Here is a 24,241-nt window from a genome sequence, read left to right on the forward strand (position 1 = left end):
GCCAGCCTGCGCGCAGTTAATGTGCCGTCACTCAACGCAGGCGGTTATAATCATCCACCATCTCGTTATAACTTCTCAACGACGCCGGATAAGAATCCGCAACCATCCATCCTGTTGCAGGGTCCTGCACCCGTTTCTTTTCAAAATCAGAATACTCAACATTGTCTCTGATGCGACGAATATATTTTTTAGCTTGTAGCTGATAATCAGCCGCAGAGCTGATGAAAGAAGAATTACGGCCATCAGTATTCACTTCTTTCAATTGCGCAATCATTGTTTCCAGTTCCGCGACTTTTTTCATCATCGCTTCGGCATCAAAGGTATCGGCAGAAATAACCTTGTTGATCTGCTTTGCCGAAATCATGACAGCCAGAGAATAATAGTTAAATGTTTTACCTTCCGCTTCTTCTATTCTCTTCAACTGTGTCAATTGCCGCCTGTCATTTATCTCCTGAATAGCCTCATGATATTTTTCCGAGACGGGTTTAAAATCCTCGATATTCTTCAGTAATGTCTGATGCAGCGCCTTACCTTTAGCAAAGGCATCATCTTTATAGTTTTCCTGGGTATAATATTTTTCCATTTCGTTAATGGTATTACCCAGCGCGGCGGCGCTATCAATATAGCTAACGGCAACGCCATCAATAGGCTCAAGTAATGGCGTTAAGGCGGCTACCTGTTTCATCTCTTTCTGGCAATTCGTTATGTAAGACTCCGTAATACCATAAATGCCATAAACCAGGCTCTCTTTCCCTGTCGGACCTTTTTTAAAGTCTTTCACCCAATCCGCGTAACGCGCCAGACTGCGCTGAACGGGCAATTGAAGTTTATTAAAACAATCGATATAGACATCCATTTTTTCACTATAAACTTCTTCAGCGTCAACCTCCGGCTGAGCTGGCGTTTCTGGCTTCGCCGCCGGGGGCTGAGTTGCCGTTTCTGGCTTCGCTGCTGGGGGCTGCGCTGGACTTTCGCCAGATTGCGTTTCCGGCGTCTGAGAAGGCGCTGGCGTCGCAGGCTGACTGCTGGCGGCCGGCGTCGCCTCGGTTTTAACATTATTGTCATCACATCCTGTTGCGCCCAGGGTCATTAGCGCAATGATTATCGCTGAGGATAATAAATTCCTTTTCATTTAATTGCCTTTTGTATATTTACGTTGGGGTTCTCTTATTTTAACGAACACATTGATATTGATAATGTTAATTATAATGAAATATGGATTAAGTATTTTTTGTGTTGAATAAATCACATACCTGTTTTTTTTCATTAAAATGAATCTGTAAATTTCAATGATATTATTTATAGGTTATTCTAATGAAAAAGGATTTGTTATCATCAATTATTATCGCTATGCTGATGACTGCCGGGCTAAGCGCTTGTGATGAAAAAAAAGCGGACGAACAACCTGTAGCTCAGAGTGCGGATTCATCAGCGAGCAATACACAATCCACATCAGCGGAAAGCGCAGATGCGAACGATGTTCTTAACCAAAAGCTGAATGTTTACATTGATTGTTATAATAATCTCCAGGCAGGTATTTACCGCGCTGTAAATCGTTATGCTAACACATTCGACGATTTCCGCACCGGTCCTACCGGTAAGGAAGACGATCCCTCTCCGCTGGTTCCTGTGTATCCTGCACTTATCCAGGACTGCCGGAAAGACATCAAGGCGGCGGCTGAATTAAAGCCGGCGTTTGCCTCTCTGGATAGTGCTGCTCTGGCATTTATTAATGCGGCTGGGCCACTAGCTGAAACAATCAATAGTATGAATAAATACTATGATCAAGATAACTTCAAGGATGATGCCTTTGCTGGCGCTAAAGCGTTCCATAAAACGTTTATAAAACAGTTCGATGAGTTTGATCCCATTGCGAAGAAATATATCGCCGAGATTACCATTATGAGTGGGCAGCATGCGGCTAATGAAATTAAGGCGACCGAGAAGAAAGAAGGTAAATCCATTAAGTACTATACGCTTTTGACGATGCAGGAAGCCGAGACGCTTAATGACGCTGTAGCTGATGCTTCTTTTGATGTGGCGGCAGTAAGCAAACAGCTCGCTGATTTTGAAGAGCATACTCAGAAGCTAAACGAGAAGATCAACGTTGATATAGATAAACATCGTAGCTTCCCTGGTTTTATTTCTGAGCTGGAAAAATTCCAGGGCAAGGTGAAAAAACGCATTCGGCGCGTGCGCGATAACGTGGCGTATACCTCGCATGAGCAGGACTACCTCAATAGAGGCAGCGGCGATATGGTAGATGGTTCTTATGAGGCTGTGGTTAAAGCTTATAACGAGCTCATCGACACCTATAATGGCTATCATCTTGAGCGTGAGTTCTAAGCTTTTCACGCTGCAAATCGCGTGCATATGACCGCTGAACTGAGCAAATAAGTCGTTAGCGACTGTCGAAAGAGCGCCCCAGGGGCGCTTTTTTCGTTCGAAGTATTACCGGGTAGCAAGCGCCTCGTTAATGACTGGAATAAGCTGCGGTCCAGCATAAAAACGATTAAAACCTGTATGGCCTCGCCACTATACGTGATTCCATTATCAAGAGAGGCTGTAAAATTGAGAAAATATATATTTTACGCAAATGTAGAGGGTACTATTTTAGTCTGCGATTAACCGCTGCGGATGGGTATAAATCGTCGCCCGACCCGGCTTACAGAACCCCACCAGCGTAAGATTACACCGTTCAGCGACGTCAACCGCGAGCGTGGTAGCAGCAGAAACCGCAAACAAAATTTCCACACCGCACATCGCCGACTTCTGCACCATTTCGTAACTCGCGCGACTGGAAACCAACGCCGCGCCTTGCCGCCATTCCTCACCTTCTGTAGCGCGGCGGCCGAGCAGTTTATCCAGCGCAACGTGGCGTCCGACATCTTCATGGCCCCCCGCCAGTTCACCCGACGGCATGACCCACGCCGCAGCGTGCGTACAACCCGTCAGCTTACCCGTCGGTTGAAAATCATTCAGATGTTTTAACGCGCGATCAAGGTTACCGAGATTAAACGTTTGGCTAAACGGCAGCGGTTGCACCGGCTTACCAATGTCATTGAGCTGTTCCACGCCACACACGCCGCAACCGGTGCGTCCGGCCAGCGCGCGACGACGCGCTTTCAGCCCCATAAATCGACGGCTGGAAAGATCAATCTGCACTTCAAGTCCGTTACAGGACGGCACAACGTCCATGCCATAGATTTCACGCGGGCTGTCAATGATCCCTTCCGACAGAGAAAACCCCATTGCGAAATGCGTCAGATCTTTCGGAGAGGCCATCATAACGACATGCGAAATGCCGTTATACACCAGTGCCACTGGCACTTCCTCGGCAACATCATCAAGTTGGGGGGACTGCAAATCCTCGCGTTTCCAGAGAGTCAACTGGCGTGAGGTTGTGAAATCAGTCACATTTAGGACTTCTTCAGACAGTATATTGTTCACTTTCTTTTAACCATATAAGAACACACACACCAACATTATGGTATTCTGTTACAACTCCTCCCGGATGGAGGAAAATTTATCCAATTCTGAACCTTTGCGGGCCCGTCCGCAAAGAAAAATAACAACCACTCCCTGAGCGTTTCGGATAGAGAAATGTGAAAGAGAAGTGACAATGTCGAAACAAGGAGCAAACCATGCAGGTCAGCAGAAGGCAGTTCTTTAAGATCTGCGCTGGCGGTATGGCAGGCACCACGGCGGCGGCACTGGGCTTCGCGCCCGGCGTAGCGCTAGCGGAAACACGGCAATATAAACTGCTGCGCACCCGCGAAACCCGTAACACCTGCACCTACTGTTCCGTTGGCTGCGGGCTGTTGATGTACAGCCTCGGCGACGGTGCGAAAAACGCCAAAGCATCTATTTTCCATATCGAAGGGGACCCGGATCATCCGGTAAGCCGTGGCGCGCTGTGCCCGAAAGGGGCCGGTCTGGTGGACTTTATCCACTCTGAAAGCCGCCTGAAATTCCCGCAATACCGCGCGCCGGGTTCAGATAAGTGGCAACAGATCAGTTGGGAAGAAGCGTTTGACCGCATCGCTAAACTGATGAAGGAAGATCGCGACGCCAACTATCAGGCGCAGAACGCCGAAGGCGTTACCGTTAACCGCTGGCTCACCACCGGGATGCTGTGCGCTTCCGCATCCAGTAACGAGACGGGTTATTTAACGCAAAAATTCTCCCGCGCGCTGGGTATGCTCGCGGTCGACAACCAGGCGCGTGTCTGACACGGACCAACGGTAGCAAGTCTTGCTCCAACATTTGGTCGCGGTGCGATGACCAATCACTGGGTCGACATCAAGAACGCCAACCTCGTCGTGGTGATGGGCGGTAACGCCGCAGAAGCTCACCCGGTCGGGTTCCGCTGGGCGATGGAAGCCAAAATTCACAACGGCGCGAAGCTGATTGTGATCGATCCGCGCTTTACGCGTACCGCGTCGGTGGCCGATTTCTATGCGCCAATACGCTCTGGTACTGACATTGCCTTCTTGTCAGGCGTGATGCTGTATCTGCTGACCAACGAAAAATACAACCGTGAATACACCGAGGCCTATACCAATGCCAGCCTGATCGTGCGTGAAGATTTTGGCTTCGATGATGGTCTGTTCACTGGCTATGACGCAGACAAGCGTCAGTACGATAAAACCAGTTGGCACTATGAGCTGGACGAAAACGGTTTTGCCAAACGCGATACGACACTGCAACACCCGCGCTGTGTCTGGAATCTGTTGAAACAGCATGTCTCACGCTACACGCCGGACATGGTAGAAAATATCTGCGGTACGCCGAAAGCGGACTTCCTGAAAGTGTGCGAGTACATTGCAGAAACCAGCGCAAAAGATAAAACAGCGTCGTTCCTGTACGCGCTGGGCTGGACGCAGCATTCCATCGGTGCGCAGAACATCCGTACTATGGCGATGATCCAGCTTCTGCTCGGTAACATGGGAATGGCGGGCGGCGGCGTTAACGCCCTGCGCGGTCACTCCAATATTCAGGGACTGACCGACTTAGGACTGCTGTCGCAAAGTCTGCCGGGCTATCTGACGCTGCCGAGCGAAAAACAGACCGATTTGCAAACCTATCTGGCTGCCAATACGCCGAAGCCATTGTTGAAGGATCAGGTCAACTACTGGGGCAACTATCCGAAATTCTTCGTCTCGATGATGAAGGCCTTCTTTGGTGATAAAGCGACAGCGGAAAATAGCTGGGGCTTTGACTGGCTACCGAAGTGGGACAAAGGGTACGACGTGTTGCAGTACTTCGAGATGATGAAACAGGGTAAGGTCAACGGCTATATCTGCCAGGGCTTTAACCCGGTGGCCTCATTCCCGAACAAAAACAAAGTGGTCGCGTCGCTTTCCAAACTGAAGTACCTGGTGACTATCGATCCGCTCAACACCGAAACGTCCACCTTCTGGCAAAACCACGGTGAGTCGAACGACGTTGATCCCGCAAAAATCCAGACCGAAGTGTTCCGTCTGCCTTCCACCTGTTTTGCCGAGGAAAATGGTTCCATCGTTAACTCCGGTCGCTGGCTGCAGTGGCACTGGAAGGGCGCGGACGCCCCGGGAATTGCCATGACCGACGGCGAAATCCTCGCCGGTATCTTCTTACGCCTGCGTAAGATGTACTCTGAACAGGGCGGCGCCAACCCGGAACAGGTGCTGAATATGACCTGGAACTACACCAAACCATACGAACCCGCCTCTGAAGAAGTGGCGATGGAAAGTAATGGTAAAGCGCTGGCCGATCTTATCGACCCGGCAACCGGCGCGGTGGTAGTGAAGAAAGGTCAACAGCTCAGTTCGTTCGCGCAACTGCGTGATGACGGTACGACGTCCAGCGGCTGCTGGATTTTCGCCGGTAGCTGGACGCCGGAAGGCAACATGATGGCGCGTCGTGATAACGCCGACCCGTCTGGTCTCGGCAACACGCTGGGCTGGGCATGGGCATGGCCGCTTAACCGCCGTATTCTGTATAACCGCGCTTCCGCCGATCCGCAGGGTAACCCCTGGGACCCGAAACGTCAGCTACTGAAATGGGAAGGCGGAAAATGGGCCGGATGGGATATTCCGGACTACAGCGCCGCCGCGCCAGGCAGCGACGTCGGACCGTTTATCATGCAGCCGGAAGGGATGGGTCGCCTGTTTGCCATCGATAAGATGGCGGAAGGGCCGTTCCCGGAACACTATGAGCCGTTTGAAACGCCGCTGGGCACTAACCCGCTACACCCGAACGTTATCTCTAACCCTGCCGCCCGTATCTTTAAAGACGATGCCGACGCGCTGGGTAAAGCGGATAAGTTCCCGTATGTCGGAACTACTTACCGTCTGACCGAGCACTTCCACTACTGGACCAAGCACGCGTTGCTTAACGCTATCGCCCAGCCGGAACAGTTTGTGGAAATTGGCGAGAAGCTGGCGAATAAGCTCGGCATCGCGCATGGCGATACCGTGAAGGTCTCCTCGAACCGCGGCTATATCAAAGCCAAAGCAGTGGTGACCAAGCGTATTCGCACGCTGAAAGCGGACGGCAAGGATATCGATACCATCGGTATTCCTATTCACTGGGGCTACGAAGGCGTGGCGAAAAAAGGCTTTATCGCCAATACGTTAACGCCTTTCGTCGGTGATGCGAACACGCAAACGCCGGAGTTTAAATCCTTCCTCGTGAACGTGGAAAAGGTGTAACGGAGACGACCTATGGCTTATCAATCGCAAGACATCATTCGTCGTTCCGCCACTAACGGTTTCACCCCCGCGCCTCAGGCGCGGGATCACCAGGAAGAGGTGGCGAAACTCATCGACGTCACTACCTGCATCGGCTGTAAAGCGTGTCAGGTGGCGTGCTCCGAGTGGAACGACATCCGTGATGAAGTGGGCAATAACGTCGGGGTGTATGACAACCCGGCGGACTTAACCGCGAAATCCTGGACGGTGATGCGCTTCTCGGAAGTGGAACAGAACGACAAACTGGAGTGGCTGATCCGTAAGGATGGCTGTATGCACTGCGCCGATCCCGGCTGCCTGAAGGCATGTCCGGCGGAAGGGGCAATCATTCAGTACGCTAACGGTATTGTCGACTTCCAGTCCGAGCAGTGTATCGGCTGCGGCTACTGTATCGCTGGCTGCCCGTTCAACGTGCCGCGCCTCAACCCGGAAGACAACCGCGTCTATAAATGTACGCTGTGCGTTGACCGTGTGGTGGTCGGCCAGGAACCGGCCTGCGTGAAGACCTGTCCAACCGGCGCCATTCATTTTGGCTCGAAAGAGGATATGAAAACGCTGGCGGGCGAGCGGGTGGCGGAACTAAAAACCCGTGGTTATGACAACGCGGGTCTGTACGATCCGGCGGGCGTAGGCGGTACGCATGTCATGTACGTGCTGCATCATGCCGACAAGCCGAATCTGTATCACGGTCTGCCGGAGAACCCGGAAATCAGCGAAACCGTTAAGTTCTGGAAAGGCGTCTGGAAACCGCTCGCCGCGTTCGGTTTTGCCGCGACCTTTGCCGCCAGCGTCTTCCACTATGTCGGCGTCGGCCCGAACCGCGCGGAAGAGGAAAATGACAACCTGCATGAAGAGAAAGACGAGGTGCGCAAATGAAACGACGTGACACCATCGTGCGCTATACGGCGCCGGAACGCATCAACCACTGGATCGTCGCCTTCTGCTTCGTGCTGGCGGCGGTGAGTGGGCTGGGCTTTTTATTCCCATCCTTCAACTGGTTGATGCATATCATGGGCACCCCGCAACTGGCGCGAATTCTGCACCCGTTTGTGGGCGTGGTTATGTTTGCCTCGTTCATCATCATGTTTTTCCGTTATTGGCACCACAATCTAATCAATCGGGATGATATCTTTTGGGCGAAGAATATTCGTAAGATCGTCGTCAACGAGGAAGTGGGTGACACCGGGCGTTATAACTTCGGTCAGAAATGCGTATTCTGGGCGGCGATTATCTTCCTGGTGCTGCTGCTGGTGAGCGGGGTAATTATCTGGCGTCCGTACTTTGCGCCTGCTTTCTCAATCCCGGTGATCCGATTCGCGTTAATGTTGCATTCTTTTGCCGCAGTAGCGTTAATTGTGGTTATCATGGTGCATATCTACGCCGCCCTTTGGGTGAAAGGCACCATTACCGCGATGGTGGAAGGCTGGGTAACCCGGTCGTGGGCGAAGAAACATCACCCGCGCTGGTACCGAGAAGTCCGCAAGACAACGGAAAAAGAAACTGAATGAGTATTCGCATAATCCCGCAAGATGAGCTGGGGTCGAGCGAGAAACGTACGGCGGATATGATTCCGCCGTTATTGTTCCCCCGACTCAAAAACGTCTACAACCGCCGCGCCGAACGTTTACGCGAGCTGGCTGAAAATAACCCGCTGGGCGATTACCTGCGCTTTGCCGCGCTTATCGCGCACGCGCAGGAAGTGGTGCTGTACGACCATCCGCTGGAGATGGATCTGACCGCACGTATTAAAGAAGCGAACGACCAGGGCAAGCCGCCGCTGGATATCCACGTGTTGCCGCGTGATAAGCACTGGCAAAAACTGCTGCATTCGTTGATTGCCGAGCTAAAACCCGAGATGAGCGGCCCCGCGCTGGCGGTGATTGAGAACCTGGAGAAAGCCTCAGAACAGGAGCTGGAGCAGATGGCCAGCGCGCTGTTTGCCTCGGATTTTGCCTCCGTCAGCAGCGATAAAGCCCCGTTTATCTGGGCCGCGCTCTCCCTTTACTGGGCGCAAATGGCCAGCTTGATTCCAGGCAAAGCCCGCGCGGAATACGGTGAAGCGCGCCAGTATTGCCCGGTGTGCGGTTCGATGCCGGTCTCCAGCATGGTGCAGATCGGCACCACGCAGGGGCTGCGCTACCTGCACTGCAACCTGTGTGAAACCGAATGGCACGTCGTGCGCGTAAAATGCAGTAACTGCGAACAGAGCCGCGACTTACACTACTGGTCACTGGAAAATGAGCAGGCTGCGGTGAAAGCCGAAAGCTGCGGCGATTGCGGGACTTACCTGAAGATTCTCTATCAGGAAAAAGACCCGAAAGTGGAAGCCGTGGCCGACGACCTCGCCTCGCTGGTGCTGGACGCGCGCATGGAGCAGGAAGGGTTCGCCCGCAGTTCCATCAACCCGTTCCTGTTCCCGGGGGAAGGGGAATAAGTTTTTTACTCAGACCGGGCGAAGTTTGCCGTCCGGTCTACAAGTGATACGGCGTGATCACTCCCGGAATATCGGCAAAGTCTTTTGTATTACGCGTCACAAGCTCACAACGATGGACTTGTGCAGTGGCCAGAATGATCGCATCCGGGAGTTTCATGCCATACTCCTGCCTGACAATGACGCTTCGCTCCGCGATTTCCTGTGTTACGCCAATAATATTGAACGCACTTAATGCAATGCGCGTGCGGTTTTCCTGATGATATTTCTTAGCACCCACCATCACTTCCATCCATGTGATAAGGCTAATCGCATTCTGTGGCGGATACGCTTCCAGCGCATGTTTCGCTTCAATTCGACCGCTAAACAGGTCGATGAGGATATTGGTATCAAAAAGCGCAGACCCTTTGACCATTACCATTCCTCACGAAGTTTACGTTGGTATTCAACGCCATCTTCCTCACAGCCTTGCCAGAGCCCCAATGCTTTCGAAATTGTGGTCTCAGCCCGATCCTGTCTTTCCAGATACTGCTCAACGGCCTCCCGCAAGAGTTCTGCACGAGGTAGGTTGCGTTGCACCTTGAGATCGTCAAGCCGTTTAATCACATCATCTGATAAATCGAGTAAAATTCTGCCCATATCCATCCCAGCCATCATACTCACATATACCTCCAGTATATCATTTGCGCTTATTTTTCAAACAACATACACCTGAGACTGACGAGAAAATAGTTATTACGCGAGCGATTTTTATTTTTGCGAGCCGCTTTCCAGAATCGTACGCAGCCCAATTTTCCCATTTTCATTCGTACCAAATCGAGTTATAAAACTGTATATCCATACAGATAAAGGCAATGAAAAATGGCACTGGAAAGCGGGATTGCGCAGTTAGTGGAGGAATTTATCGCGGCGGGACGCCCCTCTTCTCGCGAACAGAATATTGATGACCGGAGGGCGGGCTACATCGCCAGCACGACACTGGCAGGAGAAACTGAAACCCGCGTCCAGGTTGAAGATATTGAACTCAATGCCATGACGTTTCGCGTGGTTTCGCCGCTCAATGCCACAGGGAAATTACCCTGCATCATTTATTATCATGGTGGCTGCTTTGTCAGCGGCGGTTTTGCCACTCACGATAACCAGTTAAGACAGTTAGCTTTTTACAGCCGTTGTCGCGTGATTGCGGCGCAGTACCGACTTGCACCAGAGCACACCTTCCCGGCCGCACATAACGATGCCGAAACCGGAGCTAATACTATCTGGAAATATGCCCAGAAACTGGGGATAGATCGCGAGAACATTACGCTTGCCGGTGACAGCGCGGGTGGGCATCTGGCGCTGGTCACCGCGCTACGCCTGAAAGCCGCCCGTCAATGGCAACCTGCACAGCTGATTCTGATCTACCCCATGCTGGACGCAACCGCCAGGTTTGCGAGCTACACCTGTAATGGGCTGGATTACATTATCACGCGTGACACGCTGCTTTCAGGCTACGAGATGTATATGCCGCGAACCGATCCACTGCATCCTGAAGCCAGTCCGCTCTGGCGTGAGGACTTCGCCGGTCTGCCATCCACGCACATCATTACTGCCGAATTCGACCCACTGCGCGATGAGGGCGAGGCCCTGTATCAACGGTTCCAGGAACAGGGTGTGGAATGCACTTGCCTGCGCTATCTCGGCGTTATCCACGGGTTTTTCCAGCTCGGAGGCGTGAGCCAGGCGGCACGAAGCGCCATGCGAGATGTGGCCTGGCGTGTTGTAAGTCCATCAACAGGCAAAATGACCTAAAATTCAATTTTGTTTTCAACTTGAAAACTGGATAACGTTGCGCTAAATTGTTTTCAGGTTGAAAACTTTGTAATGGAACTACATTGTGCATGTTATCAGCCGAAAACCGTTCAATGAAGCGATGCTCATGTATCCAAACCATGAGCTTGCCCTCACTGAGTTGCTGAATGTTCTGGAGAAAAAAACATTCACTCAGCCTGAAGAGATGAAGCGGTATATTCCTTCACTGGATAATTTTAAGTACAGAGATAAATGGTGGGTGATTGATGTTTCTGGTAACAGCCTGAGACTCATTTCCTACATAGATTTCAGGTTACATAAGATATTTGTGAAACATATCGTTTCCCATGCCGAATATGACAAACTGACCGCATATTATCGGGGTAATGAAGAATGAGAACTCATCGTCAGATGGATGCAACCAGCGCAAAAAAGATCGTTGATACCTTCAGCGATGCGGTAAAAAGCGTCCCACTGATGGGGGAAGACCGAAATGACAATGAGTATCGCAGGGCACTAGCGCTAGTGGAGTTTCTGGTCGACCACGACGATCTTGAAAACCCACTATTTGAATTGCTCTGTGCCCGAATCAGTGAATACGAAAAACATGCGCCGGAATTCAAAGCACTCAACCAACACCTGGAGAAAACGCCCCCTGGCGTTTCAGTATTGCGAACGCTCATGGATCAATACGGTCTCAAAGCAGCAGATCTTGCCAACGAACTTGGTTCTAAATCGAACGTCAGCAACATCTTAAATGGCCGCAGAGCACTAACGGTTAATCATATTAAAGCGCTTACACAACGCTTTAAACTACCAGCGGATGCCTTCATCGAGTAGTTGGAGATGTCCAGCTACTCCTCCTCATTCCCGCCCTCTTCATACGGGCCGAACGGTTTCGCAGGTAGTACGATATAAATGCCTTCGAAAATTGCCCCTGCGGTCTCACCGCCCAACAGTTCAACCTGCAACTGGACACGCGCTTTTTTACCCCGCGCCAGCCTGTCCAAATCACCGCTTAGCGACCCCAAATCAGCCACGGCGTTTGGCTTTCCGCTAATGGGTTTACTGTAGCGAATATGGGCGTCAGCAAGAATAATCGTCCCGCCCAAGTGACGTTCACGGAGCATCAGCCAGATAAGTCCCCATCCGGTCAGCGTCGCCAGGGAGAACAGGCTGCCGGCAAACACCGTGTGATGCGGATTTTGATTACCGGTTTCCGGCATCGTGGTGATAAATTTTTGCCCGGTGTACTGCTGAATGCGCACCCCCATCTTTTCACTCAATGGAATGTGCTCATACCAGGCCTGCTGAAGCTGCCCGCACCAGTCGCCGCGATGCAGGATATCATCCAGCGATGCTACCGGTTTAATCATCAGAAAATGGCGGATTGGCGTGGTTGTGGGCGTAGTAATCTCCCCCTGATTGACAAATCCGAGTTTGGCAAAGAACTCAACCGCATCTTCGCGCGCGCTGCAGGTGACGCGCTTAACGCCTTCCTGGCGGGCGACAGACTCCAGGGTCATCGCCATTAATGTCCCCAGCCCTTTATCCTGTACCGAGGGATGTACAGCCATAAAACGAATAGACGCCTCGTTATCTGCATTGATATACAGGCGGCCCACTGCAACTAAGTTTCCTTCTTCGTCCACCACCATTTGATGGTGCGCCAACGCATCCCAGCCATCCCGTTCCGACCCTTTCGGCTGGTGCAGCGGTTTACGCAGCATCTCCCAGCGAAACTGGTAGTAACGTTCTAATTCTTCTTCTGTTTGCGGAACTCGAAGGTGATACATAGCCGTACTCTCTCTTGTTATCCGCGGCCACGCCGGAAGCTGACTCATACCTGGAGCCAGAATGTCACGGGACCGTCATTAACCAGCTCAACCTGCATATCGGCAGCGAAGCGTCCGGTTTGCGTGTTTATCGCCTGCTGGCGGCAGCGTTCGACAAAATATTCATAAAGCGCCTGCGCGCGATCCGGCGCAGCCCCGCCAGAAAAGCTTGGTCGCATACCGCGCTCGGTATCTGCCGCCAGCGTAAACTGCGACACCACCAGCACGCTGCCGCCAGCCTGTTGTACATTCAGATTCATCTTGCCGTCAGCATCGCTGAAGATACGGTACCCCAGCACGCGCTCGCACAGACGATTCGCTTTTTGTTCGTCATCTTCTTTTTCGACACCCAATAACACCAAAAGTCCTGGGCCGATTTCACCCGTCACCTCATCCTCCACGGTGACGCTGGCACGGGTTACGCGTTGAATTAATGCAATCATGGTTGGTCAGCTTCTTCTTGTTCTGCGGCTTGTTTGAGTTTTCGGTATTCCCCGAGAGTGACAGTTATTTCTGCGCCAAGCAAGACTATACACCAGGTCCAGTATACCCAGACAAACAGGATAGGGATCACTGCCAAGACGCCATAAATGAGCTGATATGACGGGAACATGGTGATATAAAGCGCGAAACCTTTCTTTCCGGCCTCGAACAGCAACGCTGCGACAAACGCGCCGACAAGGGCGTCACGGTTCGGTACGCGAGTTGTTGGGACAATACTGTAAAGTAACCAGAATGAGATCCACGAGAGCAGCAGCGGAAGGATGCGCAATACATTGTCGATGACCGTATTCAGATCGCTGGCCCAGCGTAAAGAAAGCAGATAGGAGCTGATCGCCAGACTGGCACCGGCGAGAAGCGGGCCGAGCGTGAGGATCATCCAGTACACCGCAAAAGAGTACACTTTTGGGCGTGTGCGTTTGCTGCGCCAGATAGTGTTTAAGGCGCTATCAATGGCGTACATCAACAGCAATGCCGTCACAATCAGTCCACAGGCGCCCACCGCCGTCATTTTGTTGGAGTTAGCGACAAACTGCTCAATATAGCGCTGAATCACGTCTCCAGTGGCTGGCATAAAGTTAGCAAAAATAAAATGGCGTAACTGAATGCTGACATCAGAAAACATCGGAAAAGCAGCGAAAAGGGCAAAAACGACGGCAATAAGCGGTACTAAGGAGAGTAATGAGACATAGGCGAGGTTTCCCGCCAGAGTCGTCATATTATCCTCATCGATACGCTGCCATAATAGCTTGAGCCAGGCCCGAACAGGGCGCGTATGGCGTCCAGCTTTTTGGTGAACGGTTTTTAGCATAACAGCTTCGCGAAATAGTCAGGGATGGTGGCTTTATCCTTCACCAGAATGCTGGTGATCCCCAACTGGTTGGCCCCTTCTATATTATCGGCATTGTCGTCGAAAAAGACCGCATCGGCAGCGGAAAAACCTTCTTTCTGCAGGACGTGCTGATAAATACGCGCTTCCGGCTTACGCATTCCCAAATCCTGCGATAAATAGATATGGTCGGCGGCAGCGCGCACCTCCGGGTATTCCTCCGGCCAGAAGTGGGTATGCAGTCGGTTAGTATTGGATAACACCACCACGCGATGCCTCTGCTCGCGCAGTTTATGCATGATAGCAATCACTTCGGGCCGTAATCCGACAAATACCGCCTGCCAGCCGTGCGCGAATTGTTCATAACTGAGCGATAACGCCATTTCATGACAGAAAGCTTCAGCAAACGCTTCGTCCGTTATCTCACCGCGTTCATGTTGGTGAAAAGTCTCGCCCATCGTAAATTTTTGCTTCAGCGAAGCCAGCGGTACTCGACTCAGATCGCTCCACACACCTAATACGCGGTTAAAGTCGATGTCGACAATCACATTACCTAAATCAAAGATGTAGAGCATGTCATTCTCCTTGCTAACCGGGGATGAATAACTGTAGCGGGAAAGGAGAAGTTTGACTATGTATCCCTTTATAAATCAATTAACAAAAAGACAATAGAAACGCAGACGATGCCCAATATCGCCTGCATCACAGCGCCGTTTTACTGGCCGGATAAAGCGCTGACGCGACCCTCCGGCGCAAGGGCGCTTGTCACGCTGAAACGGCGTCGTCCAGCGAAGGACTCACCTGAACCACTTCGATTTGCTGGGATTGAAGTAAATTCTGTAATGCCGGACCGGGATACTCGTCCGTAAACAGAGCGGTAATCTGTGACACATTGCCGATCTCAACCGCCGCAGAAGCATGGTATTTCGTATGATCGGCGGCCAGCAGAATATGTCGCGAGTGAGCCATCATGGTTTTCACTACGCTGGCTTCGTTGACATCAAACTCCAGTAACGCGCCATCGCTCTCTATCGCGCCTACGCTGGTGACGAGATAGTCCGCCCGGAACCCCGCGACAAACGCCGCCGCGGATGGCCCGATAATGCCGCTATTATGCGGGCGCAGCGTGCCGCCAGGCACCATCACTTCAAAGCGAGGGTTATTATAAAGAATGTGCGCGACGCGCAGGCTATTGGTGATAATGCGCAGATGATTATGGTTGAGCAGCGCGCGCGCCACCTGCTCAACCGTCGTTCCAATCGTGATAAATATCGTGGAGCCATCCGGAATATAGTCAGCCACGGCTTCCGCAATGGCTTTTTTCTCTTGCGTCCAAGAGATCTCTCGCTGCTCAAAGGCGGTATTGACCACACTGGACGCTCTGCCAGCGCCGCCGTGATGACGCGTAATCAGCCCCTGCTCGCTTAATTTACGAATATCGCGGCGAACCGTCTGGGTAGAGACCTCCAACAAACTGGCTAACTCATCGATATTCATATAGCCGCGCTCATCAATAAGCATTAACAGCCGATCGTGTCGCGGATTACCGGTCAGTTCGGTAAGACTCATGAGCATTCCTCTAAAAGCTTCCTACTGCTCATATTATACAAAAAGTGACAAGAAAGATCGGGTTTGCTCACAATCAGGGATACCCGCCCGGCCACCCGGGCGCGTACACTTCAGCGCGGCAACGCCGCTGGCGAATCTGACAGCCTCTTCGATGGCGTATCCGCTTGCCAGGCCAAATGCCAGTGCGCCATGAAAAACATCGCCCGCGCCGGTAGTATCCACTACCTCCACGGTAAAACCCGGTTGGTGGCGTACCGCCGCTTTTTCCAACCAGTTGCAGCCTTCACTGCCTCGCGTGACATAGACATGTCCATTTGTGAGCATTTGTGCTTTTTTTAGCGCATCAATGGCTTCGCTCATCCCCGTCAGGCGTGCCAGCCCTGGCTCGGAGAAGGCGGCGTGGTCGCTTAACGCCACCAGCTCGCTAATATCCTGCGGCGTAATATCGCCATCAAGAACAGTCATGACGCCAGCCTGACGCGCCAGCGTAAACGCCTGTTTTGCGCCGTCATGCCAGCGCACATCCGCCAACACCACATCCCACTGCGAAAAATCGATGTCGTTAAGCCAGTCGGCGTCAGGTAATAAATCCGGGCTGGGATAATTAACGATAATCCGCTCTCCTTTGGCATCCACCATAATCGCTGACTGCGACGACATGGCCTGCGTGTAGCGGCGGGTATAACGGGTATTTACCCCCAGGGATTCCATTTCCGTCAGCAGGCTGTTTCCGGTGTCGTCATCGCCCACACGGCCAATAAAGTCCACCTGCGCGCCCAATTTCGCCGCAGCCACGGCAGCGGTCGCCGCAGGCCCGCCGCCCACTTCCGTATAGCGCTTCGCCACATATTTACCCCCTTCTGTCGGTAATCCTTCCACGTAATAGATGCGATCCATCACGGTAATACCTACACAAGCAATACGAACCATGGTCATTCCTCAAGCATTTTCGATGTGCTCATTTTAATTTCACGAAATGTTTAAAAAGTGACGGCTGTCAATTTTTTGACTATAAATTACAAATACGATCACAAACAGACAGAAAAAGGCTCATTAATGACAAAAAATGACACCACCGTGTTCAGGAGAACGATATGGCAGTTATAGCATTTATCGGGTTGGGACAGATGGGCTCCCCTATGGCGAGCAATCTGCTAAAGCAGGGCCATCAACTCAGCGTCTTCGATGTTAATCCCGACGCCGTACAGCGTCTGGTAGACAAAGGCGCGCAACCTGCAAGCAGCCCGGCTCAGGCAACCATCGGCGCTGAATTTGTTATCACCATGCTCCCGAACGGCGATCTGGTTCGTTCCGTTTTGTTTGGCGAGCAAGGCGTTTGTGAAACCCTTTCCCGTGAAGCGCTGGTCATTGATATGTCCACTATTCATCCGTTGCAAACCGATAAGCTGATTGCCGACATGCAGAGCAAAGGGTTCAGCATGATGGATGTGCCGGTAGGCCGGACATCCGACAACGCGATTACCGGCACATTGTTGCTGCTGGCAGGCGGTACGGCGGAGCAAGTAGAGCGCGCTACCCCTGTTCTGATGGCGATGGGTAATGAGCTGGTCAACACCGGCGGCCCGGGAATGGGTATTCGCGTAAAACTGATCAACAACTACATGAGTATTGCGCTAAATGCGCTCTCCGCCGAAGCCGCCGTGCTGTGTGAAGCGCTGGGGCTTTCCTTCGACGTGGCTTTAAAAGTGATGAGCGGCACTGCCGCAGGCAAAGGGCATTTCACCACCACCTGGCCGAATAAAGTGATGAAAGGGGATCTGTCTCCCGCCTTCATGATCGATCTGGCGCACAAAGATCTTGGCATCGCGTTGGATGTCGCCAATCAACTGCACGTCCCGATGCCGCTCGGCGCCGCCTCCCGTGAAGTTTATAACCTGGCGCGGGCCGCAGGCCGCGGTCGGGAAGACTGGAGCGCCATCCTGGAACAGGTGCGCATCAGCGCCGGGCTGACCGCCAACGTAAAAAAGTAACGACTGCATAAAGGAAAATTGAATGAACAACTACACCATCAAAGACATTACGCGAGCGTCCGGCGGGTTTGCCATGCTGGCTGTCGATCAGCGCGAGGCGATGCGTTTAATGTTTGCTGCTGCTGGTGCGAAAACACCCGTTGCCGATAGCGTGCTGACGGATTTCAAAGTGAATGCGGCGAAAATTCTTTCCCCGTATGCCTCTGCCGTTCTGCTGGATCAGCAGTTCTGTTATCGCCAGGCCGTAGAACAAAACGCGGTCGCTAAAAGCTGCGCCATGATCGTCGCGGCGGATGATTTCATCCCGGGCAACGGTATTCCCGTTGATAACGTGATCATTGATAAAAAAATTAATGCGCAGGCGGTAAAACGGGATGGCGCGAAAGCCTTAAAACTGTTGGTGCTGTGGCGCAGCGACGAAGACGCGCAGCAGCGTCTGGATATGGTCAAAGAATTCAATGAATTATGTCACTCCAATGGTTTGCTGAGCATTATCGAACCGGTTGTACGTCCGCCGCGCTGCGGCGACAAGTTCGATCGCGAGCAGGCGATTATCGATGCGGCCAAAGAGCTGGGCGACAGCGGCGCCGATCTTTACAAAGTTGAAATGCCGCTCTACGGCAAAGGCACACGTTCCGATCTTCTTACCGCCTCACAACGCCTGAATGGGCATATCAATATGCCGTGGGTCATCCTCTCCTCCGGTGTGGACGAAAAACTGTTCCCTCGCGCAGTCAGGGTCGCCATGGAAGCTGGCGCATCCGGGTTCCTGGCGGGACGCGCGGTCTGGTCATCAGTAATTGGTTTACCGGATACCGAGCTGATGCTACGTGATGTTTCTGCGCCTAAGTTGCAACGCCTGGGCGAGATCGTCGATGAAATGATGGCGAAACGTCGTTAATACGAGGATGAAAGAATGAAATGGTTTAACACGTTGAGCCACAACCGCTGGCTGGAGCAGGAAACCGACCGCATCTTTAATTTCGGTAAAAACGCCGTGGTGCCGACAGGTTTCGGCTGGCTGGGAAATAAAGGGCAAATTAAAGAAGAGATGGGCACCCATCTTTGGATCACGGCGCGTATGCTGCACGTTTATTCCGTGGCGGCGTCGATGGGCCGACCGGGCGCTTATGATCTGGTCGATCACGGCATCAAAGCCCTGAACGGCGCGCTGCGCGATAAAAAATACGGCGGCTGGTATGCCTGCGTTAACGATCAGGGCGTGGTGGATGCCTCTAAACAGGGTTATCAACACTTCTTCGCCCTGCTGGGCGCGGCCAGCGCCGTCACGACCGGGCATCCTGAAGCCAGGAAATTGCTGGATTACACCATAGAAGTGATTGAGAAATACTTCTGGAGTGAAGAAGAGCAGATGTGCCTGGAGTCCTGGGATGAAGCCTTCAGCAAAACCGAAGACTACCGTGGCGGCAACGCCAATATGCACGCCGTCGAAGCGTTCCTGATTGTTTATGACGTTACCCATGACAAAAAATGGCTGGATCGCGCGCTGCGTATCGCGTCGGTAATTATTCATGATGTGGCGCGCAACGGTGATTACCGCGTCAATGAACACTTCGATTCACAGTGGAACCCTATCCGCGACTACAACAAAGATAATCCTGCCCACCGTTTCCGCGCCTACGGCGGTACGCCAGGTCACTGGATTGAGTGGGGCCGTCTGATGCTCCATCTCCATGCTGCGCTGGAGGCCCGCTTCGAAACGCCGCCCGCCTGGCTGTTGGAGGATGCGAAAGGTCTGTTCCATGCCACTATCCGCGACGCCTGGGCGCCAGATGGCGCAGACGGCTTTGTCTACTCAGTCGACTGGGACGGTAAACCTATCGTACGTGAACGCGTGCGCTGGCCGATTGTGGAAGCGATGGGTACGGCCTACGCCCTCTACACCCTGACGAGCGATAGCCAGTATGAAGAGTGGTATCAGAAATGGTGGGACTACTGCATTAAGTACCTGATGGACTATGAAAATGGTTCCTGGTGGCAAGAGCTGGACGCCGATAACAAAGTGACCACCAAAGTGTGGGACGGCAAGCAAGATATTTACCATCTGCTGCACTGCCTGGTCATTCCTCGTCTGCCATTGGCGCCGGGCCTGGCTCCAGCGGTCGCGGCGGGTCTCCTGGATATCAACGCGAAATAGGTCATGAGGATGGCAGCCATGCACAGCGGTGGAAAAACTATTCAGCTTAATGCGGGCCATTACCAGGCGAAAATCGTCACGGTTGGCGCAGGTCTGGCGGAACTGACCCATCATGGACGCCATGTGGTCATCCCGCATAAACCGGAAGAAATACCCATGGCGCATCTGGGGAAAGTATTGATTCCCTGGCCCAATCGCGTGACAAATGGCTGCTACTCCTATAACGGCAAGGTTTTCCAGCTTGCCGTTAACGACCCGGTTTCGCAGACCGCCATTCACGGTCTGTTAGCCTGGCGAGACTGGCAGATTAATTATCAGTCGGCGACGGAAGCGTCGCTAACGATTTTTCTGCCGCCCTCTTACGGCTATCCCTTTGCGTTGATATCGGAAGTGATTTATCGGTTAGATGCCGCCAGTGGGCTGCGCGTATTGATTCGTACGCAAAACATTGGCGATGAATCAGCCCCTTATGGCGCGGGCGCGCATCCTTATTTGACTTGTAATCTGCAAAGCATCGATAGCTGTGTATTAACACTGCCTGCAAGCGAAGAATTGCCCGCAGGCAGGGATTTTTCCGCATCATGCCTGCTCGGCGAAACGCGCCTTGATCATGCGGTTAAGACCGCGACTACCCCGGCTGAGTGGGAGGTCAGACTTACCAGCCCAACGCAGAACATGTCCACATTTTTACGCAGCACCCAGCCCTGGTTACAGATCTATACCGGCGAAAAACTCAGCCGAAAAGGTCTCGCGGTAGAGCCTATGAGCTGCCCGCCCGATGCATTTAATTCCGGGATCGCACTGATTCATCTTGCCCCAAAAGCGATCCATCAACTGCATTTTTCCATCGGCTGCGACTAGCCCAAATGGATTACCGAATTACCCTACATTCACGGAGATTACAATGAATTCTCTACCACAACGGTCAACCGATTTTGAACTGACAACATCACAGGATGGTTTTGCGCTTAGCTGGCAACAGCGCCTGATTTTACGCCACAGCACCGAAAATCCCTGTCTGTGGATTGGCGCGGGCGTTGCCGACATTGACATGTTTCGCGGCAACTTTAGCATCAAAGACAAACTTAACGAAAAGATTGCATTAACGGAGGCCACCGTCAGCGAGCTACCTGACGGCTGGCTGGTACAATTCAGCCGTGGCGCAACAATTAGCGCCACCCTTCGCATCTCCACCGATGAGGCGGGACGCCTGCAGCTGGATCTGCAAAACGACGACCTGCACCATAACCGTATCTGGTTACGCCTCGCAGCTAATCCAGACGACCATATCTACGGCTGCGGCGAACAGTTCTCTTATTTCGATTTGCGCGGCAAGCCGTTCCCGCTGTGGACCAGCGAACAGGGCGTTGGCCGTAATAAAACCAGCTATGTCACCTGGCAGGCAGACTGTAAAGAGAACGCCGGCGGCGACTATTACTGGACCTTCTTCCCGCAACCGACCTTTGTCAGCACGCAGAAGTATTACTGCCACGTCGATAATAGCTGCTATATGAATTTCGACTTCAGCGCGCCGGAGTATCACGAACTGGCGCTGTGGGAAGATAAAACTACGCTACGTTTTGAGTGTGCCGACACCTACATCGCCCTGCTGGAAAAACTGACTGCGCTGTTAGGTCGCCAGCCGGAGCTGCCGGACTGGGTTTACGACGGCGTCACGCTAGGCATTCAGGGCGGTACGGAAGTTTGCCAGCAAAAACTGGATACCATGCGCAACGCAGGCGTAAAAGTGAACGGTATTTGGGCGCAGGACTGGTCCGGCATTCGCATGACCTCCTTTGGCAAACGCGTGATGTGGAACTGGAAGTGGAATAGCGACAACTATCCACAGCTGGATAGCCGTATCAAACAGTGGAAAGAAGAAGGCGTCCAGTTCCTCTCTTATATCAACCCATACGTCGCCAGTGATAAAGACCTCTGCGCCGAGGCGGCGAAACACGGCTACCTGGCGAAAGACGCCACGGGCGGCGACTATCTGGTCGAGTTTGGCGAATTCTATGGCGGCGTGGTCGATCTGACCAATCCTGAAGCTTACGACTGGTTCAAAGACGTCATCAAAAAGAACATGATCGCGCTCGGCTGCAGCGGCTGGATGGCGGATTTCGGCGAATATCTGCCGACCGACACGTATCTGCACAACGGCGTCAGCGCCGAGATCATGCATAACGCCTGGCCTGCGCTGTGGGCGAAATGTAACTACGAAGCGCTACAGGAGACCGGCAAGCTCGGCGAGATCCTGTTCTTTATGCGTGCGGGTTACACCGGCAGTCAGAAATATTCCACCATGATGTGGGCAGGCGACCAGAACGTTGACTGGAGCCTTGATGATGGTCTGGCCTCTGTAGTGCCTGCGGCATTGTCGCTGGCGATGACCGGCCATGGTCTGCATCACAGCGATATCGGCGGCTACACCACCCTGTTTGACATGAAACGCAGCAAAGAGTTGCTGCTGCGCTGGTGCGATTTCAGCGCCTTTACGCCGATGATGCGCACCCATGAAGGCAACCGCCCCGGCGATAACTGGCAGTTCGACGGCGACGCGGAAACTATTGCCCACTTTGCCCGCATGACCACCGTCTTTACCACGCTGAAACCGTATCTCAAGCAGGCGGTGGCGCAAAACGCGGCTACCGGTCTGCCGGTCATGCGTCCGCTATTCCTGCATTACGAGAACGATGCCGCAACCTACACCCTGAAATATCAATATCTGCTCGGTCAGGATCTGCTGGTCGCGCCGGTTCACGAGCAGGGGCGTTGCGACTGGACGCTGTACCTGCCGGAAGATCACTGGGTGAATATCTGGACCGGCGAAGTTCACCACGGCGGTGAAATTACCGTGGATGCGCCCATTGGCAAGCCGCCGGTCTTCTATCGCGCGAAGAGCGAGTGGGCTTCACTTTTTGCTTCTTTACGGAATATCTAATACGGCTCGCCCGCAGGGAAACCTGCGGGCAGATGGAGAAGAATAATGAGTCAAACATCATCGAATCCGGCAACCCTACGCTTGCCGTTTAAAGAAAAACTTGCCTATGGACTGGGGGATTTAGGTTCCAATATCCTGTTAGATATCGGGACCCTCTATTTACTCAAATTTTATACCGATGTGCTGGGTTTACCAGGGACTTACGGCGGGATCATTTTCCTGATCGCCAAATTTTTTACCGCATTTACCGATATGGGTACCGGCATTATGCTCGACTCGCGGCGTAAAATTGGTCCGAAGGGCAAATTCCGCCCGTTCGTGCTTTACGCGGCATTTCCGGTAACGCTACTGGCGATTGCTAACTTTGTCGGCACACCGTTTGAGGTGACGGGAAAAACCGTCGTCGCAACGATGCTGTTTATGCTGTACGGGCTGGTCTTCAGCATGATGAACTGCTCGTATGGCGCGATGGTGCCCGCGATTACCAAGAACCCGGATGAACGCGCCTCGCTTGCCGCGTGGCGTCAGGGCGGCGCCACTCTCGGCCTGCTGCTGTGTACCGTTGGCTTTGTGCCGGTCATGAACCTGATCGAAGGCAATGCCCAACTCAGCTATATTTTCGCCGCCACGCTATTTTCATTGTTTGGCCTGCTATTTATGTGGCTGTGCTACGCCGGCGTTAAAGAGCGCTACGTCGAAGTGAAACCTGTCGATAACGCGCAAAAGCCTGGATTATTGCAGTCGTTCCGCGCCATCGCCGGTAACCGTCCGCTGTTTATTCTGTGTATCGCCAACCTTTGTACTCTCGGCGCCTTCAACGTCAAACTGGCGATTCAGGTTTATTACACCCAGTACGTTCTTAACGACCCGATCCTCCTCTCCTGGATGGGCTTCTTTAGCATGGGCTGTATTTTTATCGGCGTCTTTTTGATGCCCGGCGCAGTCAGGCGTTTTGGCAAGAAGAAAGTCTATATCGGCGGGCTGTTAATATGGGTGGCGGGCGATCTGCTCAACTACTTCTTTGGCGGCGGCTCGGTCAGTTTTGTCGCCTTCTCCTGCCTGGCGTTCTTCGGTTCCGCCTTCGTCAACAGCCTGAACTGGGCGCTGGTTTCCGACACGGTGGAGTACGGTGAATGGCGCACCGGCGTCCGCTCGGAAGGGACGGTTTACACCGGCTTCACTTTCTTCCGTAAGGTCTCCCAGGCGCTGGCAGGGTTCTTCCCCGGCTGGATGCTGACGCAAATCGGTTATATCCCGAATGTGGTGCAATCGGCAGGCACCGTCGAAGGCCTACGCCAGTTGATCTTTATTTATCCTTGCGTGCTGGCGGTCATCACCATTATTGCGATGGGCTGTTTCTACAACCTCAACGAGAAGATGTACGTGCGAATTGTGGAAGAGATTGAGGCCCGGAAACATACGGTTTAACAACAATAAAATATAACGCCCTGCGGGGCGTTT

At 52.7% G+C, this 24,241-nt stretch carries 24 protein-coding genes; 14 read left to right on the plus strand and 10 right to left on the minus strand.

Annotated elements, in window-relative coordinates; all coding sequences use genetic code 11:
- Nucleotides 1-31: 31 nt before the first annotated feature.
- Complete coding sequence (locus HU143_RS21665) at nt 32-1,132, minus strand: YiiG family protein (protein WP_000828048.1); 1,101 nt, start codon at nt 1,130-1,132, stop codon at nt 32-34.
- A 182-nt stretch (nt 1,133-1,314) separates the two neighbouring features.
- On the opposite strand from HU143_RS21665, the gene HU143_RS21670 reads away from it, so the two are divergent.
- Nucleotides 1,315-2,346: a YiiG family protein gene (locus tag HU143_RS21670; protein ID WP_023227078.1), complete on the plus strand. Its 1,032-nt coding sequence runs from the start codon at nt 1,315-1,317 to the stop codon at nt 2,344-2,346.
- 267 nt (nt 2,347-2,613) lie between these two features.
- Here HU143_RS21670 and fdhD read toward each other — a convergent pair whose 3' ends face one another.
- Nucleotides 2,614-3,450, minus strand: coding sequence for a formate dehydrogenase accessory sulfurtransferase FdhD (gene fdhD, locus HU143_RS21675; RefSeq protein WP_001059743.1), 837 nt, complete (start codon nt 3,448-3,450; stop codon nt 2,614-2,616).
- Between the two features lie 194 nt (nt 3,451-3,644).
- Here fdhD and fdnG point away from each other — a divergent pair, with 194 nt between their 5' ends.
- Genes fdnG through fdhE form a run of 4 tightly spaced genes read left to right on the plus strand, consistent with a single transcriptional unit; the run spans nt 3,645 to nt 9,168 of the window.
- Complete coding sequence (gene fdnG, locus HU143_RS21680) at nt 3,645-6,695, plus strand: formate dehydrogenase-N subunit alpha (RefSeq protein WP_077909982.1); 3,051 nt, start codon at nt 3,645-3,647, stop codon at nt 6,693-6,695.
- Between the two features lie 12 nt (nt 6,696-6,707).
- Nucleotides 6,708-7,610: a formate dehydrogenase subunit beta gene (gene fdxH / locus HU143_RS21685; RefSeq protein WP_051129234.1), complete on the plus strand. Its 903-nt coding sequence runs from the start codon at nt 6,708-6,710 to the stop codon at nt 7,608-7,610.
- The gene (gene fdoI / locus HU143_RS21690; protein WP_000829028.1) at nt 7,607-8,242 is read left to right on the plus strand and encodes a formate dehydrogenase cytochrome b556 subunit; all 636 of its coding nucleotides are present in this window, start codon (nt 7,607-7,609) and stop codon (nt 8,240-8,242) included. The genes fdxH and fdoI overlap by 4 nt, the downstream gene beginning before the upstream one ends.
- The gene (fdhE, locus tag HU143_RS21695; RefSeq protein WP_000027730.1) at nt 8,239-9,168 is read left to right on the plus strand and encodes a formate dehydrogenase accessory protein FdhE; all 930 of its coding nucleotides are present in this window, start codon (nt 8,239-8,241) and stop codon (nt 9,166-9,168) included. Before fdoI ends, fdhE begins: the two co-directional genes overlap by 4 nt.
- Before the next feature lie 37 nt (nt 9,169-9,205).
- On the opposite strand, the gene HU143_RS21700 is transcribed toward fdhE, so the two are convergent.
- Nucleotides 9,206-9,580, minus strand: coding sequence for a type II toxin-antitoxin system VapC family toxin (locus HU143_RS21700; RefSeq protein ID WP_000238494.1), 375 nt, complete (start codon nt 9,578-9,580; stop codon nt 9,206-9,208).
- Nucleotides 9,580-9,822, minus strand: a complete 243-nt coding sequence (locus HU143_RS21705; protein ID WP_001523745.1) for a CopG family transcriptional regulator — start codon at nt 9,820-9,822, stop codon at nt 9,580-9,582. The genes HU143_RS21700 and HU143_RS21705 overlap by 1 nt, the downstream gene beginning before the upstream one ends.
- 204 nt (nt 9,823-10,026) lie before the next feature.
- Between HU143_RS21705 and HU143_RS21710 the strand changes: the two genes are divergently transcribed.
- From HU143_RS21710 to HU143_RS21720, 3 genes are all read left to right on the plus strand, one after another.
- Nucleotides 10,027-10,956: an alpha/beta hydrolase gene (locus HU143_RS21710; protein ID WP_001162861.1), complete on the plus strand. Its 930-nt coding sequence runs from the start codon at nt 10,027-10,029 to the stop codon at nt 10,954-10,956.
- A gap of 85 nt (nt 10,957-11,041) precedes the next feature.
- On the plus strand, nt 11,042-11,353 hold the full coding sequence (locus HU143_RS21715) for a type II toxin-antitoxin system HigB family toxin (RefSeq protein WP_000558165.1): 312 nt from the start codon (nt 11,042-11,044) through the stop codon (nt 11,351-11,353).
- Nucleotides 11,350-11,796 (plus strand): helix-turn-helix domain-containing protein, encoded by a 447-nt coding sequence (locus HU143_RS21720; protein ID WP_001259009.1) that lies wholly within the window; start codon nt 11,350-11,352, stop codon nt 11,794-11,796. Before HU143_RS21715 ends, HU143_RS21720 begins: the two co-directional genes overlap by 4 nt.
- A 14-nt stretch (nt 11,797-11,810) precedes the next feature.
- Here the strand turns inward: HU143_RS21720 and fabY are convergent, their stop codons facing one another.
- From fabY to HU143_RS21750, 6 genes are all read right to left on the minus strand, one after another.
- On the minus strand, nt 11,811-12,752 hold the full coding sequence (fabY, locus tag HU143_RS21725) for a fatty acid biosynthesis protein FabY (RefSeq protein WP_001518251.1): 942 nt from the start codon (nt 12,750-12,752) through the stop codon (nt 11,811-11,813).
- Between the two features lie 44 nt (nt 12,753-12,796).
- Nucleotides 12,797-13,234, minus strand: a complete 438-nt coding sequence (gene dtd, locus HU143_RS21730; protein WP_000560969.1) for a D-aminoacyl-tRNA deacylase — start codon at nt 13,232-13,234, stop codon at nt 12,797-12,799.
- The gene (locus HU143_RS21735; RefSeq protein ID WP_000921423.1) at nt 13,231-14,103 is read right to left on the minus strand and encodes a virulence factor BrkB family protein; all 873 of its coding nucleotides are present in this window, start codon (nt 14,101-14,103) and stop codon (nt 13,231-13,233) included. Before HU143_RS21735 ends, dtd begins: the two co-directional genes overlap by 4 nt.
- Complete coding sequence (gene yihX / locus HU143_RS21740) at nt 14,097-14,696, minus strand: glucose-1-phosphatase (RefSeq protein WP_023227076.1); 600 nt, start codon at nt 14,694-14,696, stop codon at nt 14,097-14,099. Before yihX ends, HU143_RS21735 begins: the two co-directional genes overlap by 7 nt.
- Before the next feature lie 190 nt (nt 14,697-14,886).
- Nucleotides 14,887-15,690 carry a DeoR/GlpR family DNA-binding transcription regulator gene (locus tag HU143_RS21745; RefSeq protein ID WP_000059689.1) on the minus strand — a complete coding sequence of 268 codons (804 nt, stop codon included), beginning with the start codon at nt 15,688-15,690 and terminating at the stop codon, nt 14,887-14,889.
- 33 nt (nt 15,691-15,723) lie between these two features.
- Entirely contained in the window at nt 15,724-16,620 is an 897-nt protein-coding gene (locus tag HU143_RS21750; protein WP_023227075.1) for a sugar kinase, read from the minus strand.
- A gap of 164 nt (nt 16,621-16,784) precedes the next feature.
- On the opposite strand from HU143_RS21750, the gene yihU reads away from it, so the two are divergent.
- Genes yihU through HU143_RS21780 form a run of 6 tightly spaced genes read left to right on the plus strand, consistent with a single transcriptional unit; the run spans nt 16,785 to nt 24,208 of the window.
- Nucleotides 16,785-17,681 (plus strand): sulfolactaldehyde 3-reductase, encoded by an 897-nt coding sequence (yihU, locus tag HU143_RS21755; protein ID WP_000268248.1) that lies wholly within the window; start codon nt 16,785-16,787, stop codon nt 17,679-17,681.
- Nucleotides 17,682-17,703: 22 nt separating this feature from the next.
- The gene (gene yihT / locus HU143_RS21760) at nt 17,704-18,582 is read left to right on the plus strand and encodes a sulfofructosephosphate aldolase (RefSeq protein ID WP_023227074.1); all 879 of its coding nucleotides are present in this window, start codon (nt 17,704-17,706) and stop codon (nt 18,580-18,582) included.
- Nucleotides 18,583-18,597: 15 nt separating this feature from the next.
- Nucleotides 18,598-19,839, plus strand: a complete 1,242-nt coding sequence (yihS, locus tag HU143_RS21765) for a sulfoquinovose isomerase (protein WP_023227073.1) — start codon at nt 18,598-18,600, stop codon at nt 19,837-19,839.
- 3 nt (nt 19,840-19,842) lie between these two features.
- Entirely contained in the window at nt 19,843-20,700 is an 858-nt protein-coding gene (locus HU143_RS21770) for an aldose-1-epimerase (protein WP_023227072.1), read from the plus strand.
- Nucleotides 20,701-20,743: 43 nt separating this feature from the next.
- Nucleotides 20,744-22,780 carry an alpha-glucosidase gene (locus HU143_RS21775; protein WP_001087045.1) on the plus strand — a complete coding sequence of 679 codons (2,037 nt, stop codon included), beginning with the start codon at nt 20,744-20,746 and terminating at the stop codon, nt 22,778-22,780.
- 45 nt (nt 22,781-22,825) lie between these two features.
- Entirely contained in the window at nt 22,826-24,208 is a 1,383-nt protein-coding gene (locus tag HU143_RS21780; RefSeq protein WP_000084250.1) for an MFS transporter, read from the plus strand.
- Nucleotides 24,209-24,241: the final 33 nt, after the last annotated feature.

The sequence above is a fragment of the Salmonella sp. SJTUF14076 genome, assembly GCF_015534835.1.
In the GTDB taxonomy this organism is placed as follows: domain Bacteria; phylum Pseudomonadota; class Gammaproteobacteria; order Enterobacterales; family Enterobacteriaceae; genus Salmonella; species Salmonella enterica.

Coding starts and splice junctions, on each gene's coding strand:
- HU143_RS21665 (WP_000828048.1), bottom strand. CDS start 1,132: ATGAAAAGGAATTTATTATCCTCAGCGATAATCATTGCGCTAATGACC.
- HU143_RS21670 (WP_023227078.1), top strand. CDS start 1,315: ATGAAAAAGGATTTGTTATCATCAATTATTATCGCTATGCTGATGACT.
- fdxH (WP_051129234.1), top strand. CDS start 6,708: ATGGCTTATCAATCGCAAGACATCATTCGTCGTTCCGCCACTAACGGT.
- fdoI (WP_000829028.1), top strand. CDS start 7,607: ATGAAACGACGTGACACCATCGTGCGCTATACGGCGCCGGAACGCATC.
- fdhE (WP_000027730.1), top strand. CDS start 8,239: ATGAGTATTCGCATAATCCCGCAAGATGAGCTGGGGTCGAGCGAGAAA.
- HU143_RS21700 (WP_000238494.1), bottom strand. CDS start 9,580: ATGGTCAAAGGGTCTGCGCTTTTTGATACCAATATCCTCATCGACCTG.
- HU143_RS21705 (WP_001523745.1), bottom strand. CDS start 9,822: ATGATGGCTGGGATGGATATGGGCAGAATTTTACTCGATTTATCAGAT.
- HU143_RS21710 (WP_001162861.1), top strand. CDS start 10,027: ATGGCACTGGAAAGCGGGATTGCGCAGTTAGTGGAGGAATTTATCGCG.
- HU143_RS21720 (WP_001259009.1), top strand. CDS start 11,350: ATGAGAACTCATCGTCAGATGGATGCAACCAGCGCAAAAAAGATCGTT.
- fabY (WP_001518251.1), bottom strand. CDS start 12,752: ATGTATCACCTTCGAGTTCCGCAAACAGAAGAAGAATTAGAACGTTAC.
- dtd (WP_000560969.1), bottom strand. CDS start 13,234: ATGATTGCATTAATTCAACGCGTAACCCGTGCCAGCGTCACCGTGGAG.
- HU143_RS21735 (WP_000921423.1), bottom strand. CDS start 14,103: ATGCTAAAAACCGTTCACCAAAAAGCTGGACGCCATACGCGCCCTGTT.
- yihX (WP_023227076.1), bottom strand. CDS start 14,696: ATGCTCTACATCTTTGATTTAGGTAATGTGATTGTCGACATCGACTTT.
- HU143_RS21745 (WP_000059689.1), bottom strand. CDS start 15,690: ATGAGTCTTACCGAACTGACCGGTAATCCGCGACACGATCGGCTGTTA.
- HU143_RS21750 (WP_023227075.1), bottom strand. CDS start 16,620: ATGGTTCGTATTGCTTGTGTAGGTATTACCGTGATGGATCGCATCTAT.
- yihU (WP_000268248.1), top strand. CDS start 16,785: ATGGCAGTTATAGCATTTATCGGGTTGGGACAGATGGGCTCCCCTATG.
- yihT (WP_023227074.1), top strand. CDS start 17,704: ATGAACAACTACACCATCAAAGACATTACGCGAGCGTCCGGCGGGTTT.
- yihS (WP_023227073.1), top strand. CDS start 18,598: ATGAAATGGTTTAACACGTTGAGCCACAACCGCTGGCTGGAGCAGGAA.
- HU143_RS21770 (WP_023227072.1), top strand. CDS start 19,843: ATGAGGATGGCAGCCATGCACAGCGGTGGAAAAACTATTCAGCTTAAT.
- HU143_RS21775 (WP_001087045.1), top strand. CDS start 20,744: ATGAATTCTCTACCACAACGGTCAACCGATTTTGAACTGACAACATCA.
- HU143_RS21780 (WP_000084250.1), top strand. CDS start 22,826: ATGAGTCAAACATCATCGAATCCGGCAACCCTACGCTTGCCGTTTAAA.